Here is a 16539-nt window from a genome sequence, read left to right on the forward strand (position 1 = left end):
CCCCTACAGGGCCGGGGGGCGGGCCCGGTGTAGGGGCACCCCTTGCGGGTGCCCCACCCCGGTGCGGGTGCCCCACCCCGGTGCGGGTGCCCCGCCCCTTGCGGGTGCCCCGCCCCTTGCGGGTGCCCCACCCCGGTGCGGGTGCCCCGCCCCTTGCGGGTGCCCCGTTGTATCCGATTTCGTATGATGCAATCGCCCTGGCGATGCAGCTGATGCCCCTTGACAATGAGCATTCCGCATCGGTCATGCAGCCAGCGCGCAGGGGGCAAGCGCACAATCTATTTTTATCCTAAAATCAGTGAGGTATTGAGTGCGATACGGGGAAAGGTTGGCGACGTAACGGTATCACCCAGTAACACTTTTTGAAGACGGGTATATTGGCCTTTGACCGGCAATGTGTACTGCTCAATGAGGAGTTCTGTTAGATTGACGATCCACGCTTCCGGTACACCTGCTTGTGCATAGCGCGGCATCTTTTCTTCGCGATCATACGTGAGCGTGGTATCAGCGACTTCGATCAACAGCAAAATATCATCCGCCCTTGGCAATGCCTGCGCATAATAGTCGTCACGGTAGCGCAGCACGGCAATATCGGGTTGGGGTTCCGTGTAATCAGTCAATTGCACGGGATTTTGCGGGCTGATAATGGCCTCATCTTGCACTTGGCGCATAAGAAACGTCATCATTTTGGTTACGATGGCGGCGTGGTGTGGGCCAATGGGGCTCATATTGCGGATTTCTCCATCAATTAACTCCACGCGGTCATCTTCGGTCAGAATACCGCTTTCACGCATCCGGGCGTAATCATGGATGGTGAAGGCGCGTCGGATCCATTCAACCGCCATGTTTTAGCTCCCATCCTTCACCAACTCTACAGTACAATGAGTATACACCATCTGATACGACCACAGAATGTATTGACCAAAATCAATATCTGCGCCATTGGGCCATGTTAGCGTTCCCCCATCGACCGCAACGGATTGAAAAAAGGTTGGATCGGTACGCACTGGCTCAAAGATGGGGCCACTCGCGATATAGGGGGTGAGATCAATCTCGCGCTGTTCGCCGTTGGTGAACACCACACGGATGCGTGGGGGCATGAGGGGCGTAGCTGATTGTACGCGAATGAGTTGGGTCATCGATAGATCCTTCCATCGTGGTGACGCACCGGCGCAAAGGGTTGCGGTCGCTCGATGCGTCGCTTTGCGCCTTCGCGCCTTTGCGTCAAAAACCGATCTTCAGCGGTATGTGATGGTCCAAGTGAATAAGATCAAAAACTCATTCTTCGCCATCTTGATTTTTCAAAACCGTCGCCAACAAATCAATCTGCCCGATATGATGGGTGGTGTGGAGCAGGTTCCGCAGGATAGCTTTGATCACGCTGTGCGCCTCGTCACGGATGGAGACGGTTTTGGCAAAATCCTCTTCTGTGAGCGATTCGAGGGTTGCGAAGAGGATCTGCCAGCCTTGCTCCCAACGTTCCATGATCTGTGGGCGATTGTCGCTCGCCTCATGCACAAACTCGCGTGGGCGGTGACGGTCAGCCTTTTCACCATCTCTGGTCAAAAAATCAGTCCAACGCGAGATGAAGTTGCCACTGATGTGCTTGATCAAAACAGCAATGCTATTGCTTTCAGCGTCCCCACCCTGTTTCAGGCGGGTAAAAAACGTCGTGTCATCGATGCGGCCTAAGGCTGCATCCGCCATTTGTTTCTGCTCTTGGTACTGCGCAATGACTTCTGCCTTACATTCCATCCAAAAACTGGACATCATTCGGTCTCCTTCTTATTTTGGGTATGAGGATCATCGTCGTCGCTCGTTGCCCTGCGCGGTGCGCGGCTTAGCTCTATGCGCGGTGCGCCGCGCAGCTACTGCCGCTGCTGCCTTCCGCCCCTATCCATCGTGGTGATGCACCGGCACAAAGGGTTGCGGTCGCTCGATGCGTAGCTTGGTGCCTTCGCGCCGTTGCGTCAAAAACCGAGCTTCTTTGCAAAAGGATTGAGGCAGGCGCCGCGCCGTCGCTCAGTCGGAGCGCCATCTTGTGCGTGTACCGATGGCGCACCGCTCACCTTAGCTTGAGCGGTGCGGGATCAGTTTGATCAACCCGCGCAAGGCAGTATTGACCGCCTCACTATCATGAAAATAGGCTTGTACGTCAGGATCTAAGGATAACTGCCCCTGCAGGCAATGTATAATCACGTTCTTCCGTTGTCCCATCCGTTTTATGGATCATCACTGTATAGCCACGCTGGTACGCCCGATAGTGTTTGCCCCGAACACCTTTGCTGAAATCGTATTCTGGTTGCATCTCATCGTCATTGTTCATGCTTTACCTTGGTTTTTCTCTGTTCAGATGGTCTAACAACCAAAGACACGATAGTTTGATTGGCGTTAATTCATCCACAACACCTTGGTGTTGTTCTTTCTTGATAAGCGCGCGAATACGCTGTGGACTCACGCCCAGACTTGCCGCAACGCTCTTGATACTTATCCTGTTGCGTTCGAGTTCCTGAAGGAGTTCAGCAAGAGCTGTACTTCGTATGTACTGGTTAATTTGTTCTGGTGTAGTAGCAGTACGAACATCCGCTATATGATATGCCGGAACGGGGGGAATAGTGGTTGGATGAAGGAGGAATGTTCGTGCAAGGGCCTCACAATGATGGCAATATCCATTCTTGCCAATATAGCAACTACATGTGGCATCGATCTGATCATTGTACTCGAATATTGATACGCGATACACTCCATGATTGCCTTGCACTTTGGCATAGAGACCATTTCGAAGCGTGAATATGTCAAAGAAGGTATGCATATACTTCTGTGTTTTCGGCGACGGTGCTCCCTGCCAACGGCTCTGTAGTAGCTGGGCAACTGTTTCAGCTGTAGTCGATGTTATCATCTTTCGTCTCGCTATGACTTTGTCGCTCGATGCGTCGCTTTGCGCCTTTGCGCCTTTGCGTCAAAAAACTAGTCTTCTTTGCAAGGGATTGGCGCATGCCCCCATCCGCCCCTCCCGTCGGCGTCAATGCCGCGGCAACGGAACGCAAAGGCGGCCTGTGCCGACTGAATCCAGCCAGCGCATCCCGGCGCGCAACGACTCAACCAACAGCAAAATCAGTGGTATCCGTTCAGGCTCCCCCGGAAGGGAGCAGTTTCGGGGCAGGCTGATTCGCCCAATATGCGGTAACGGCCGCAATCAGGTAGGGGAAGAGGGGACGCTCGTGCTGCTGACAGGTCGCACTCACGGTGAGCATGCGCTCGACAAAGCGGCTCCCTCCGTCGCTCTGGGTGCCGTAGCTCCCCTTGCGCCAGAGCACGGCCGGACGTAACGCTCGCTCGGCAGCGTTGTTGGTCGGCTCGATACCTTCCACCTCGACGAACGTCCACAGGGCATCCCACAAGCGCAGCAGTTCACTGCAGAGGCTGCTGAGGTAGTGGCCGTCATGCTGGACGACCTGCATCCGTTCCCACATGGCTTGTTGGATGGGCTGCAGCATCGCCTGCAGCGTCGTGCGATCGATGGCCCCCTCACGAAAGCGCTCCCACACCGCGAACACGAGGTCGGCAAGGGCCAGCAGGTCAGCGGCATCGGCTTGCCACCGCCCTTTGGCTTCGACCCGGCTGCGCAGATTGCGGATGAGGTGCGCCCAACACACCTGGCGTCGTTCGGGCGGAATGCTGTTGTAGGCCGCCAGCCGATCCGACGTCACGCGCCCCGTAAAGGTCGCATCCAGCAGCGTCTGCAACTGCGTCTTGCCGCGGCCCAGTTGGATCAAGAACAGGGTCGCCAGCGTTCCTACCGCGACCCACAGCCACGGCTTCCGCGATCCTTCGCGCCAACTGGTCTCGTCCACATGGACGTGGTCGGCCGCGGCAAGGGCGGCCTGCACCTCGGCTTGGGCGGGAGCAAGCGCCGCACTGGCCACCTGTTGGAGCTGACAGACGCTGCCGACACTGATGGGAATCTGCCAGACCAACTGCACCAGATCCACCAGTTCGCGGTTGCTGAGGCGGTAGCGTCCATGCAAGAGGGCAATCAGGGCCACCAAGCGGGGGCCGAACGCGCCTGGCGGCACGTCATCGGGCCGTTCTGCCGACACCCACACCTGACAGCACGGACAAACCAGGGTGTGATACTGGTATTCGGTGACTTCCGGAGGGGCCAGCGGAATCTCCCATACCTGCTGGCGGCGCGGGGGTTCCACGGGATCCAGATCGTCGGGCAGGGTGTGCTGACACGCCGGGCAACTGGTGGGCCGCAGAGGAACGACCGCGCTGACCTCACTCGTCGGAATGAGGTCGCGTTGCTGGTCGGGATGCCCTGGCTGCGCCCCTTTGGTCTTGGGTTTGCCGCGTGGGGTTTTGGCGGGTCGTGGCGGTGCCGAGGGCGGATCGGACGAGGGCGGCTTGGACGAGTTCTGCGAGTTCTGGTTGAGGCGCGCCTCGAGCGCCGCGAGCTTCGTCACGAGCAGGGTAATAAACTGGCGCACCTCGGGTGGGGTGGCCTGCCAGGCGTCCTCACTCAGTTCAGCTGGGCGTTGTGGCTCGTCCATAAGAGTAGTATGCCGGATTCTGCCGATTCGCGCAATGCAGAACGGTGCCTAGCCCCCGCCCTGAACGGATACAAATCAGTGTACGGACGCTTATAGGGCGGATGGAAGGCAAGGACAATAAATACGCTCAAGATTATTCCATCCAACGCTAAGGAGTTGATAGTGGTCACGGCTTGTATCTGTAATCAACTCCATTTCGATATCACCGTAGTGCGGCCGATACGACGCATACTCGGTGAGAATAGCTTGAATGAGTTGGCGATACTGGTTTACGGTATCCATGGTTCTTTTATCAGTGCGTTCTTTACTGCTTGATGAAACAAATCCCTGGCTGCCATAGCTGCATGAACCTTTATTTGTCGATATCCTGGGGTTAAGCGTAGTATAGCACGAGCATTTCTCAGAGGGAAGCGGCGGCATGGCTCGGACACGGCTGATGCAAAGTCCTCCTGATCGTCCGCAGATTACGCAGATGCGGAAGCCCTCATCTGCGTAATCTGCGTAATCTGCGGACATTATCTAACCCTACTGGGACTTTGCAACAGCCCTGGAGATGCCGCCCAATGTCGGGCTTCAGCGGCGCCGCGAAGCGCATCGGCGTCAAGTGAAACGCGTGTTAGCCAGCGACCTTGCTTTGCGTATGTGCCATTACTCCTTGAAAGTGCGCTTGAGTTGCTCATAGTATGCTCACCCCCGCACCTTGCGCGAGCGTGGTACGCCAAGCGCGGCGGCGATCTGCTCAAAGCCGGTTTCGTTGGCAAAGGGGGCCAGCGCGGCGTCCATGCCGCGTAGGCGTACCTTCGGCCACGAGTGATGCGCATGGTGATGAGCACGAATAAAGGCGGTTGGCAAGGTAAAGAATTCGGGCTCCTGGGCACCGGTGGAGCCGTCGTGACGCCCGTAGAACATGCCGATGTTGAGGAAGACGACAATGAGGAAGTCGAAGGCGTCGAAGCTCGCCGCTTTGATTGGGAAGCCTCGGTCGCAGTCGGTGGCATAGCGGCTCTTGACCTGCACCCGTACCTGCGCCTGCTCGCCTGGGCCGGGTTGGTGGCGTGGGTCGGGGTGGATGCAGATCAGGTCGTACCCCTCATGGCCGGGTGGGGCCTTGTAGGTCAAGATGTTCCGCCGCATCAGGTGGCCCATGACCAGATACTCGGCGCCTGCGGCGACGACGGGCAAACGCAGCCACTCACGCTTTGCCTGCTCCTCCTCCATCGCCTATTCCTCCTCGAAGTAGTCGAGGTCGATCTTCTTCACCACGTAGCGGCTTACTTCGGTGACGCCGATGTCGTAGTCGAGCATGTATTGCGCCAGCGTCTCGCCGTCGATCAGGACGATCTTTTTTTCGATGCGGCTGACGTACTCGCGTGCTTGCTGGGAGAAGGTTGACGTGGTGATCATGACGCCTTTGCGCGCACGGACGCCTTCCAGGCTGCCGGCGAAGGCTTGCACGTCGGGCCGACTGACGGTGTGCTCCCAGCGTTTGGCCTGGATGTAGACCACGTCAAGCCCCAGGCGATCTTCGTTGATGATGCCATCAATGCCGCCGTCGCCACTGCGCCCAATCGCTTTGCCGGCGTCACGCCGCGAGCCGCCGTAGCCCATGGCGACCAGCAGATCGACCACCAGGCGCTCGAAGAAGCGTGGCGAGACTTGTTTCACCCGCTCTAGGAGCTCCAGGGCTAGGGTGCTGCGCAGAGTCTGGTAGCTGGCTTCGAGGGCTTCTTCGGGCGAGGCGCTCTCTTCCTCTGTCAGCGGTGTTGCTACGGGGCCGTTCTCGCTAGGCTGCCGGCCTTTGCTGCGGAAGGCCAGATGTTCAGGGTAGCGCATCAGGTAGGCGACGGTGATGCGCTCGGGTGGATTCGCCAGGAGTTCGCGCCCGCGCTCGGTGATGTGGAACCAGCCTCGCCGGGGACTCTCTAGCAGCAGCGCTTTGCCGAGATGCGTGCGCGCCCAGCCGACCCGGTTGTCGAATTTGGTCTGGATGCCGCTTGGTAACATCTCGGCACGCTCTTCCTCGCTTAGGTGGAAGTGCTGCGCTAAGGTGTCGGCAACGTCGCTGACGCGATGCTCGCGGCCATCGGCGGCAAGTTGCAGCATCGGTAGCATCAGGTTTTGGAAGTCGGGGATGGTCATCTCGCTGCTCCTACACTTCGCCATAGTGATATTTGGTGCTCGCTTCGATCAGGACGATCTTTTGCTCGATGCAGCTGACGTATTCGCGTGCTTGCTGGGAGAAGATGGGCGTTTGCTGGATTTAGCGATCGGATATTTCGGGAATATGCTCATCCTCGTATTTTTCGATCAGCACTCCCATGATGTCCATCAAGGAAGCGAGCGGGTGTGCCTCATTTTCCCCAACGACATCAATCAGGGTGTCGAGGATGGCGACGAGGCGCTCGTAGTCCTGTTCGGTACGGGGGACAAACAGCACCTTCGTCAGTGATGGCCAGACGGATCGGATGGTTTCCATCTCATGCGTCGTCATCGCTTCCTCCTTCCCTTTCCCCTGGTCATACTCGTCGTGCGTCAAAATGGCACGAATGGACAGAGGAAGCAGACCACAGCAAACTATAGAACCACAACCCTTCGCGCCTTTGCGCCGTTGCATCAAAAACCGATCTTCTTTGCAAGGGATTGGGGCAGGCGGGCCAGTACAGGCAGTTACCCAGAAGCGCATCTACCCCTCCGTCGTTGCCAAGAGCATGAAGGTGGTTGTTGCGAGCGCTTTAGTTGCAAACAGGAGACAAGCACGAGGTTTCCCGACCATCACACGTGGGGCGAGTGTAAGTAGATCGCTTTACAAACCCAGGCAATAGCGCACCGCAGCTTCAACCTGTTCCAATGCTTGCCCACTGAGTTTGCCTGCCCGCGTTGACGGAAAGCGGTTCGCATCGAGCGAGCGGATTTGAAAACCCAGGAAGACAGTTTCGATCGGCAGCCCGCTTTCTGCTGGTGCAACCCGCACATTGGTCAGGTAATCGCGTGGCACATTGGCCCCTTTGGTGCCGACTACTACGGTCACAACCAACGGCAGACGATTGATGGCATCAACGGAGATCACCAGCACCGGACGTTGCCCCGCTTGTTCACGCCCTTGCACGGGGGTCAAATTGACGAAGTAGATGTCACCGCGTTGGATACTCATCGCTCATAGTCCATCCTGTTCGGTCACAGCAAACTCAGCGGCGATATGCTGAACCTCCTGCTGGATAGACTCATCGGCAGCCATGGCTGCTACGTCAGCTTCCTGCACGCGCAAGGGGCGTAGACTGAATTGACGAATGCGATGGGCCAAGCGTTCCATCAACCAAAGCTGCTCGGCAAGCGACAACTGCGCGATGTCAGTCTCGATTCGTTCGAGAGTCGGTGTCGTCATAGATGCCTCTGCTGTGCGCTAACTCATTGTTCCGTCGTATCTGCACAGCAGTATACCACATGGCAGAGCGAGCGACAGGAGGATGAGAGGTACATCTCGTATCGATTTAGGATGCTTTTTTTGGTGAAGCGACCTCGGAATGCAATCCGAGTTTCGCACGCACTTCTGCACTCGAAAGCGTACACCCACGAGGAGCCGTTGGGCGCTCCATGGATGGTTGCGGCATATCTCCAAGGGTCAACGTCGGGAGTGCCAGCGCCGCTTGAAAGTCAGCAAGACTGGTCGTTAACTCCTCGAGGGATCGACCACATGGCTCGACCGCATGCGCCGTACAGCCAAGAATGGCACCGTCATCATCATAGAAGACTTCCCGAATGATAAAGTCGCCATCGTCTTCGCGAAAGACCCGATAATTCCAGGTTATCATAGGTCGGTTTTCCTTCCTCGGAAAAAGAACGCATTGCCGCGTTTTTTACCGATACGTTGGATTTCGACAACCTATTAGAGCACCCCCGCACCTTGCGCAGGCGTGGTACGCCAAGCGCGGCGGCGATCTGCTCAAAGCCGGTTTCCTTGGCAAAGGGGGCCAGCGCGGCGTCCATGCCCCGCAGGCGTACCTTCGGCCACGAGTGATGCGCATGGTGATGAGCACGAATAAAGGCAGTTGGCAAGGTAAAGAATCCTGTACCCTGTTAGGACGGATAGGGAAGCAGGGTAAGTTGTGTGATATACCGATAGTCGCGCTGGTTCTTTGACGCAAGGGGGACATGAAGGGCGATCGCCGTTGCCGCAATCATCGCATCGGCAAGAAGAAGGCCATGACTTAATACGTACACAAGCGCTTCTTGAACGCCACGACCGACATCAATCAGAATATCCGTATCGATGATGATTCTAGTCGTTGTGGTCACGCCACTCATCCTTTCGGAGATTGCGAACCCAAACAGTTGAGTCATTCATCGCTGAACGACCGCGCCACATTCCCACAAACGGCTCGTTCGCCAGATCGGGCAGTGGCTTCGCTTCGCTTGACGCAAAGCCATATTTCTGCTGAAGAAACGACAAAAAATCCACCACTTGTTGTTGGACTTCATCCGGAAGCGATTGGTACTGTTGCCATAACGTCTTCTGATCCATTGCGCCACTCCTTGTCTATCGCGACCGTCGTTCGTAGTTCAGTATAGCATATCCGTTATCGTGGATGATGAATTTCTCCAGTGATACCATCTCCACCTACGTTCCCGCTCTGCGACACCGCGTATCGGCTGTCGATGCGGCAACAAAAACAAACGACCATCTCCATCCTTCAAGGTGCAAGGCTCCACGGCGCTCATGCCGCCGCCGCCACCCCTCTTTGATCGTGTTGCCGCCACGACGGAACGTGGCGCATAGCGCGACCACAACCCTTCGCGCCTTCGCGCCGTTGCGTCAAAAAACCGGTCTTCTTTGCAAAAGGATCGGGGCAGGCGCCGCGCCGTCGCTTATTGGTGAATGCCCCCATCCGCCAATCCCGTCGGCGTCAATGCCTCGGCAACGGAACGCGAAGGCGGCCGGTGCCGACTGAATCCACCCAGCGCATCCCGGCGCACAACGACTCAACCGACAGCAAAATCAGTGTACGGACGCTTATAGGGCGGATGGAAGGCAAGGACAATATCACGCTTCGGAACGCCTTGTTCAACCAAGCGATTCGCAATACCTTCTTCGGTTCCGTCATACTGAATCCATATCTTATCATCTCGGATGTCAATATGAATAAGTGTCCCATGAATACGCTCAAGGTTATTCCATCCAACGCTAAGGAGTTGATAATGGTCACGGCTCGTATCTGTGATCAACTCCATTTCGATATCACCGTAGTGTGGCCGATACGACGCATACTCGGTGAGAATAGCTTGAATGAGTTGCCGATACTGGTTTACGGTATCCATTGGATAAGCTCCTCACGTACGACGTTATACACTATCAGCATGAGTTGATAGCGCTGCACCGCCAGTTGGACAAACGGAAGATGAAAAAAGGTCTGAAAGGTTTCTTCTGGGATAGCAAGGTACAATTGCCGATCAGACTCCTGCGCTTCAAGCGCTAAGCGGTAGTTCAAGAACTGGCCAAGTGCACCATGAAAGTCTGAAATAACGGAAGGGCCAAGGAAACTTTTAATTTCAACGGCGATTCTTTCACCATCTTTTTCAGCAGCAACAAGCCGTTCTGCACCTAAATCAATACGTAAATCAACACCTCCGAATTGAATAACTAATGGATCATCTGTTACATTCCATTGTTCTTTTATCAGTGCGTTCTTTACTGCTTGATGAAACAAATCCCTGGCTGCCATAGCTGCATGAACCTTTATTTGTCGATATCCTGGGGTTAAGCGTAGTATAGCACGAGCATTTCTCAGAGGGAAGCGGCGGCATGGCTCGGACACGGCTGATGCAAAGTCCTCCTGATCGTCCGCAGATTACGCAGATGCGGAAGCCCTCATCTGCGTAATCTGCGTAATCTGCGGACATTATCTAACCCTACTGGGACTTTGCAAGATACTGCTGGCAAACCCCAACTGAGCGGCACCCTGCGTTTTTCGGGTCGTCTTGCGTCGAGAAATTGCGCCTCGTGCGTCCTGGGCCAGCAAGCGAGGTCGTCACAGCCCTCCTCCGCCGAAAACCGCAACCGCCTCGTAGGGGAGTACGGGCTGTTTGAGCGAAGGGCGCTTATGCAGAGTTTGCCAGCAGTATCTTTGCAACAGCCCTGGAGATGCCGCCCAATGTCGGGCTTCAGCGGCGCAGCGAAGCGCATCGGCGTCAGGTGAAGCGCGTGTTAGCCAGCGACCTTGCTTTGCGTATGTGCCATTACTCCTTGAAAGTGCGCTTGAGTTGCTCATAGGCAGCATTAATAGCCTTCATGCGTTTCTCCGCAAGTTCTCCGAATTCCGGGGCTAGCCCCGCTACTTTATCTGGATGATACATTTGGGCCAATTTTCTGTAAGCGGCGATTATCTCATCTTTGGAAGCAGTAGGTGATACGCCCAAAATAGTATAAGGACTCTCGTCTCTTGGTTCTTTGGGCGCTTCCGTCTCGGATTGTTCCTGTCGTTGATACCCCGACGATTGCTGATAACCTGATGATGTCTTGCCCGATGAGGTGCGATGCGGCTCTTGGCAGTGCTGGATGTAATCAGACAATGCTTGCGCGAACCGTTGAGCATACGAGAGACTCGATACATGAAGATGTAGATTCAGACCAGACTGCGAGGAGAGTTCAATATAGCCGTACTGAGCAATTGGAATTTGCCGGTTATCGCTGAATCTCAAGTCGGGACCACCATCCTTTCGTACGTACTGCCATGTGTAGCCAACGACAGTAGAATCGCTTGGCACACCTTCGTATTCAATGAAACTTGTTGGCAATGCGTGAACTTGAAGGGCATCATAGCTGACTGCACCATATTTCCCACCTTGAAAGATGAGCACTTGGTCTGGCAAGAAAAACAATTGCATTGAGTCGAGCAGTATGCCATATACCTTGATACGCGTTTCTATGAAGGGAGGGTGCGCATATCTTGCCGAGATTCGCTTTCGAGTAATGATGGATGATGCTCCCGCATTACGTTTCCAGTCCCAATTGGGTGTTTGGGAAACCACACGCCAAATACAAACCGATTTTGCAAGGTCGGCGCGTGCATTTTGAAGTGCAATGAATTTACCCTTCGCTCCTTCATCTAGTTTGTATTGCAGAGTGGTTGTCCGTGCAAGTTTTTCCTGCTGGTGCGTCACCCAAGCTACTGAAAGGCCCATTATCCAGACAATTGCGGCTATAACCAGTGGCAAAGCGAGAAGAATCGGATATGCGCTTTCTAAGATTGTGGAGGCGTTTGATTGAACGAGGTAAGCCAGTGATGCTATTGCGCCCGCTATCGCTGTTGATATTATGCCGACTATGAAAGCGTAAGTTGGTTCTTGAATACGGGAATTTATCTGAGCAAGCAAGTCCTTGTTTGACGACTCAACCAAATCACTAACATTGGCAGAAGGAATATTGCCTCCAGAAGTTCCAAAGTTTGTACCGGAGTCAGTTTGTGGCGTTGGCCGAGTGCCCACTATCGAGCCGTCAATTTTCTGGCGGTAATAAATTCCGTTTCTGCCCATGTGGATGTAAGTTCCGCGTGGGCTAGTTGAAATTCGTGCGCCCTTCACACCGGCTGATATTCCAATGCCTGATTTAGAAAAGTTCAGGCGGATAGATCCAAACTTGACGCTTTTACGAATGTAGAAGCTCATTTCTCTCTCGCTCAATACCCTGCATCAAAATGGCAAGGATTTGGGCCTGAAACAAGCGGGCTAACGCCAGTTTTCTGGCGTGCCACTAGCAACTTCTTTTGATCGGAACACGACTCGACCGAGAAGAACATCCTCTAGAAAGCACCCAGATTGGGGCCACGCCAGTGGCATCGTGCTTTACGCGGTTGTTCGGTGGTAAATCCGAATTTAACGCTTTTTCAGTGATAAAGTTATTAATGAATTAATAGTGTTATGCCCCCCCCACGCTTCAGAATATGCGTTCCCAACCCGAAGGATGGCGTCCTAAAGCTTTAGTCAGAAGAGATCTCGTTGTAGTATTAGAATCGTTTTTGTTTATCGTGTCAATGAATCGTGTGTCTTATACAAATAAAACCCTATTATTACATAAGGTATTTATCGATATTTATACTATCAAAATCACTTTTCCTCAAAAGCATCCATCTATCGCTCTGGCGTTTTATATGAATATGCCAGTATTGCTGCGAATCATTAACTGTCTGATTAATTCCGGGGAGCCATTTTTCTAGATCGGCTAGAGGAAGAAGAAATATCGTGTCATGATTTCCACAACCAAACGCTGCAAATGCATTTCGTGCTGCTTTTAACTGTCTGAATTGCTTTTCGGTAAAACCGAACCAATATTTTTCGTCTGGATATTTTCGAGATATTGCACAAGCAATAACAAAATTACTATCCTGCGTTCTATATATTGTTTGATTTACTCTGACTAGTTTGGTCTTAAAATACTTACCAAGGCGAGATAAGCATTTTTCACGAAAGATTTTCCGCTTCACTCGCTCTGAATCATCATCAATTTCTTCACTTATTGGCGATGTATTACTGCTTTTTGACTGCATATCTTTAGTGATATCATCTATGCTGGTTATTTCGATCTTACCGTCGTCATCTGAGCGCTTAATTCTACTATTGATACTCTTGTCAAGATCTCGAACCCATGTCACCTGTAACTCTCGAAGTTCATCACAAAAATCACGCAATTGCCATGCAAGCTTATTTAGTCGATCAACCTCCTCATGATTCCCCGAATCTAGCGATTGCCTTATTTCTACGGAAATACCACTAATGATCTCCTGAATGTCCTCAATTGTCATTTGTAAACGTGTAGAGATGGTACTTGTATTCATAGTCTGTAGCCCTTCAAAAGTAGAATTCAAGTATTTTAGCACAACCGGAGGTGTCCTCTGCAAAACCGCTGGATCAGCGGGGTTTTGAGATCGAGTTTCCCCGCTCCACCCTTAAAACATGCATTTTCATAGCACAGCTGCCGATTATCGAGTCGCACGGCAGCGTTTTCCGCCGCGAACGCCTCAATCTCAATCTGGCGCATTTTCGGAGAGGATATTTTATTTGGGATACCAAGCGAACTTACCTATCTCTCCAGGGTATGCAGCTCCCTCTTTATCTCGCCATTCAAAATGCACCTCAACAGGAACCTTGATATGCTTTGCAAGGTGCAGAGTATTACGCCAAGCTAGGTTTGCATCGACACCCTGAATTGACATACTTATTTCAGGAAGGAAATGAAAACCGTTATCTGTTTTTTCGCCCTTTTCTGCGTTAGAAAGGGTAAGTCGCACTAATGCTTCTGGTGATAATCCTTGTTTGTACGCTGTTATGTGAGCGGCATCTAAGATACCATTCCAGTTTGGTGATCGCAAAATTTCTCCATTGAAAGAGGCATATATTACACGAGTGTGACGTAGATCTGGTGGCTCCACTGGATTAAAATTCTGAGGTTCCACATCATTGGCTGAAGACAGAGAACTCTTCTTGTCTTGCCGAGATTCATACTCCTCTACTAATCTCTCAATTACTGTAATTGGGGTATCCTCAAAAGGTACTGCTAGATTCTGTAATCGCTTATACAGTGGATCAGGAATTCGGATAACAGGCATCATTAGCGTCCTTCCTTAAAACTGAGCAGCACCACTTGCTGCTGTATGTGTAAAATTGTAACATACATACAGAAATTGTCAAGGGGGATGCGGGTTGTTGGTCGACACTAACATTTGAGGAAGCCGCTACCCAATAAGATATGACTATGTGCCATTCTCACTGCTGCACAAATGGAAGATACAAGTTCAGTTGTGTCTCACCCTTGTTGGTGGGAACTATCGTGGCTATAAAGCCTCCTTGCATACGAAATTGGCCGCCTGTCATATTCCGCTGTGCATCATGGGACACTGTGCCGGTAAGCACAAACGCATCACCGCTACTAGGAACAGATCGAACACCGCCTATGGTAGAACTAACGAGCACATATACGGGCTGTTGCGCTGAAGCAGAGGACCCTGCCAAACACATGGCGAGTATGCAGATCACACAAACAAAAATCGGATCTTTCATTGTTGACCTCTTGCGCTTGTCTGTAAAGCATTGCGACCCAGTACTCGTGTAGAGAGGTTTACCATAAGTGAGCCTCCTGGCTCACCGCTACGACGTATCGTTATGGCAAGATATTCCCCAGGAAGTACAATCATATCATCTGGGTTGGAAGACATGGCGATTTCTATCACTTCATGGGTGGATACTTCCTGTAAATCTACAGGCGCAGCAGATACAACGTGTTGAAGGGTTCCATCGTATGAGCGCACTTCAAATTCCAAGGAATAAGTACCATCATAACTCCCGTTGCGATTCACAACAATAAGATATAACGCCTCAATTTGCTTGGCAATCACGGGGGCTTCGACCAGTACGACTCGCTGCGGGCCTTGATGATGAACGCTAGTAAACACATCTGGATAAGCACCGTTAACCAAGCCAGTATCAGGATCAACTCCCATAGTATTGAACTCCCACATCTCAAGAGTTGACTCTGCATACAGTGCGTAGGGTACTGGATTTATCTCTTGACGTGGCGTCAGCGTTATGTAGGTGTCCTCATCACCGTGTTGCCGAACATCTATTTCGAGCCACCGTGGTCTGCCATTGAACACGTCCCCAAAGTTCAAGTAGACTGAAAAGACACCTGTTTGAACATCAACAGATTCAACTATGTTTTCCGAACCAATTTGTGCCCCATCTGCTTGCGCATCGTAGAGCCGAACGCGAAAATCATATAATCCATTGACAGGCTGACCCTCCAATGCCAAATAGCCTTGATAGGAAAATTCCGTGGTTAAGCCAGCCGATGAACGGTTCATCACTGGCGTTCGTTTTGAACTGCCCTGTACGTTACTGACAAGCACGGCGACGGTTGAGGCCACGACGACAACGATGATCGCAGACAAAATACGACGAACGAGTGGGGTGGAAACCATACTACCTCCTGCCTTACGGGTATTTATCCGGAATACGAGATTTGCGAACTTCAAAAAGGAGATGGTACGTTTGCCACCTCACCGGGTATGCGCTGCCGATACCGCCTTTCGCCACGCGCTACGGCAAACCCACCGGCGATAACCGCATGATCATACCCAGCGATCATGTTGCCTCCACGACTTCTCTGCCCATTTCCTGTTCTCGCGCATCCGCTCGGCTGATCAGATGTATCGATGACCGCAGCACTCGCAAAGCCGACCTGCACCAGCTAGCTCAGGCCACGGATGCAATACTCACCCCCGCACCTTGCGCGGGCGTGGTACGCCAAGCGCGGCGGCGATCTGCTCAAAGCCGGTTTCGTTGGCAAAGTGACGGCTCCGTGACGGCTCCCATGAGTCGTGCGATCTGGCTGTTTGAGAGACGTGGTCGGCGCATGGTAAATCCCTTCAAGGGGTCGACTGAGGGTCGCATCAACTAGCAACCTGTCGGAGAAAGCGGGTTTTAGAGCATTACAGAGAGCTATCGGCGAAAAAGGGGCAATTTGACTTTGTGATGAGCTATTTCGTGGATCTCTCCAACAAGGTGCTAGAGATTGATGAATTATCGTCATGCTTCTTCAGTTCGTTGATCTTCTCCTTCAGGGGTTGCACCAAACAGAGTCTCAGATAGTACAATAGGCCCCTGATTAGTTTCAGACCAATTAAGGGCTGTAACACTATCAGGCTGCTCTGGAGCCAATCTTACTCCCGACGGAGCAACTTGCTGCTGAGTTGTTTCCGAAGATTGGGCTAGAACCGATGGTTCTCCTGATGGCTTAATTCGTTGCTGTGCCGATCCCGATTGTAGGCTTGGTATAACATGTTTTGATAACTGGCTGATTATCGTCTTCTCATAAGGTGCGGCCTTCAAATCAATCTCGTCTTCAAGATCGTAGAGACTGTAATCCCGATAGTCTCTACTCTTAAACAATACCCTCGCCAAAATCATACCGCGATCGACTCCGTTTCAGCCGGATGAATCC

Annotated in this window: 22 protein-coding genes; all 22 read right to left on the reverse strand. The window is 52.7% G+C overall.

From position 1 onward, the window contains the following. Window positions 1-284 precede the first annotated feature (284 nt). Entirely contained in the window at window positions 285-845 is a 561-nt protein-coding gene (locus EYB53_RS23030; protein WP_135481527.1) for a Uma2 family endonuclease, read from the reverse strand. Window positions 846-848: 3 nt separating this feature from the next. Then, complete coding sequence (locus EYB53_RS23035; protein ID WP_135481529.1) at window positions 849-1139, reverse strand: DUF2442 domain-containing protein; 291 nt, start codon at window positions 1137-1139, stop codon at window positions 849-851. 139 nt (window positions 1140-1278) lie between these two features. Then, window positions 1279-1773 carry a DUF1572 family protein gene (locus tag EYB53_RS23040; protein WP_097654746.1) on the reverse strand — a complete coding sequence of 165 codons (495 nt, stop codon included), beginning with the start codon at window positions 1771-1773 and terminating at the stop codon, window positions 1279-1281. 382 nt (window positions 1774-2155) lie between these two features. Then, entirely contained in the window at window positions 2156-2326 is a 171-nt protein-coding gene (locus tag EYB53_RS23045; RefSeq protein WP_205712740.1) for a hypothetical protein, read from the reverse strand. A gap of 3 nt (window positions 2327-2329) precedes the next feature. Next, entirely contained in the window at window positions 2330-2899 is a 570-nt protein-coding gene (locus tag EYB53_RS23050; RefSeq protein ID WP_209949634.1) for a helix-turn-helix domain-containing protein, read from the reverse strand. A gap of 229 nt (window positions 2900-3128) precedes the next feature. Beyond that, the gene (gene tnpC, locus EYB53_RS23055) at window positions 3129-4553 is read right to left on the reverse strand and encodes an IS66 family transposase (protein ID WP_135481533.1); all 1425 of its coding nucleotides are present in this window, start codon (window positions 4551-4553) and stop codon (window positions 3129-3131) included. A gap of 90 nt (window positions 4554-4643) precedes the next feature. Further along, the gene (locus tag EYB53_RS26780; protein WP_371879150.1) at window positions 4644-5069 is read right to left on the reverse strand and encodes an element excision factor XisI family protein; all 426 of its coding nucleotides are present in this window, start codon (window positions 5067-5069) and stop codon (window positions 4644-4646) included. A gap of 171 nt (window positions 5070-5240) precedes the next feature. Then, on the reverse strand, window positions 5241-5771 hold the full coding sequence (locus tag EYB53_RS23065) for a hypothetical protein (protein WP_205712742.1): 531 nt from the start codon (window positions 5769-5771) through the stop codon (window positions 5241-5243). 3 nt (window positions 5772-5774) lie between these two features. Next, window positions 5775-6692 (reverse strand): restriction endonuclease, encoded by a 918-nt coding sequence (locus EYB53_RS23070; protein ID WP_135481536.1) that lies wholly within the window; start codon window positions 6690-6692, stop codon window positions 5775-5777. Between the two features lie 121 nt (window positions 6693-6813). Continuing rightward, window positions 6814-7044, reverse strand: coding sequence for a hypothetical protein (locus EYB53_RS23075; protein ID WP_097654747.1), 231 nt, complete (start codon window positions 7042-7044; stop codon window positions 6814-6816). 312 nt (window positions 7045-7356) lie between these two features. Next, entirely contained in the window at window positions 7357-7704 is a 348-nt protein-coding gene (locus EYB53_RS23080; RefSeq protein ID WP_097654748.1) for a type II toxin-antitoxin system PemK/MazF family toxin, read from the reverse strand. 3 nt (window positions 7705-7707) lie between these two features. After that, window positions 7708-7935, reverse strand: a complete 228-nt coding sequence (locus EYB53_RS23085) for a hypothetical protein (protein ID WP_135481538.1) — start codon at window positions 7933-7935, stop codon at window positions 7708-7710. Between the two features lie 106 nt (window positions 7936-8041). Then, window positions 8042-8362, reverse strand: coding sequence for a hypothetical protein (locus EYB53_RS23090; protein ID WP_135481541.1), 321 nt, complete (start codon window positions 8360-8362; stop codon window positions 8042-8044). Window positions 8363-8627: 265 nt separating this feature from the next. Then, window positions 8628-8846 (reverse strand): PIN domain-containing protein, encoded by a 219-nt coding sequence (locus EYB53_RS23095; RefSeq protein WP_205712743.1) that lies wholly within the window; start codon window positions 8844-8846, stop codon window positions 8628-8630. Continuing rightward, the gene (locus EYB53_RS23100; RefSeq protein ID WP_135481545.1) at window positions 8830-9072 is read right to left on the reverse strand and encodes a DUF2281 domain-containing protein; all 243 of its coding nucleotides are present in this window, start codon (window positions 9070-9072) and stop codon (window positions 8830-8832) included. The genes EYB53_RS23095 and EYB53_RS23100 overlap by 17 nt, the downstream gene beginning before the upstream one ends. 458 nt (window positions 9073-9530) lie before the next feature. Then, window positions 9531-9866 (reverse strand): XisI protein, encoded by a 336-nt coding sequence (locus EYB53_RS23105; RefSeq protein WP_097655052.1) that lies wholly within the window; start codon window positions 9864-9866, stop codon window positions 9531-9533. Next, window positions 9854-10270 (reverse strand): XisH family protein, encoded by a 417-nt coding sequence (locus EYB53_RS23110; protein WP_097655053.1) that lies wholly within the window; start codon window positions 10268-10270, stop codon window positions 9854-9856. The genes EYB53_RS23105 and EYB53_RS23110 overlap by 13 nt, the downstream gene beginning before the upstream one ends. A 514-nt stretch (window positions 10271-10784) precedes the next feature. Then, window positions 10785-12212, reverse strand: a complete 1428-nt coding sequence (locus tag EYB53_RS23115; RefSeq protein WP_135481547.1) for a DUF4236 domain-containing protein — start codon at window positions 12210-12212, stop codon at window positions 10785-10787. Between the two features lie 401 nt (window positions 12213-12613). Then, window positions 12614-13378 (reverse strand): hypothetical protein, encoded by a 765-nt coding sequence (locus EYB53_RS23120; protein ID WP_135481549.1) that lies wholly within the window; start codon window positions 13376-13378, stop codon window positions 12614-12616. Window positions 13379-13597: 219 nt separating this feature from the next. Then, the gene (locus tag EYB53_RS23125) at window positions 13598-14152 is read right to left on the reverse strand and encodes a T4SS efffector SepA family protein (protein WP_205712744.1); all 555 of its coding nucleotides are present in this window, start codon (window positions 14150-14152) and stop codon (window positions 13598-13600) included. A 444-nt stretch (window positions 14153-14596) separates the two neighbouring features. Further along, window positions 14597-15517, reverse strand: coding sequence for a DUF8740 domain-containing protein (locus EYB53_RS23130; RefSeq protein ID WP_135481551.1), 921 nt, complete (start codon window positions 15515-15517; stop codon window positions 14597-14599). Window positions 15518-16124: 607 nt separating this feature from the next. After that, window positions 16125-16505, reverse strand: a complete 381-nt coding sequence (locus tag EYB53_RS23135) for a hypothetical protein (RefSeq protein WP_135481553.1) — start codon at window positions 16503-16505, stop codon at window positions 16125-16127. Window positions 16506-16539 lie beyond the last annotated feature (34 nt).

Source organism: Candidatus Chloroploca mongolica (assembly GCF_004762035.2).
Taxonomy (GTDB): Bacteria; Chloroflexota; Chloroflexia; order Chloroflexales; family Chloroflexaceae; genus Chloroploca; species Chloroploca mongolica.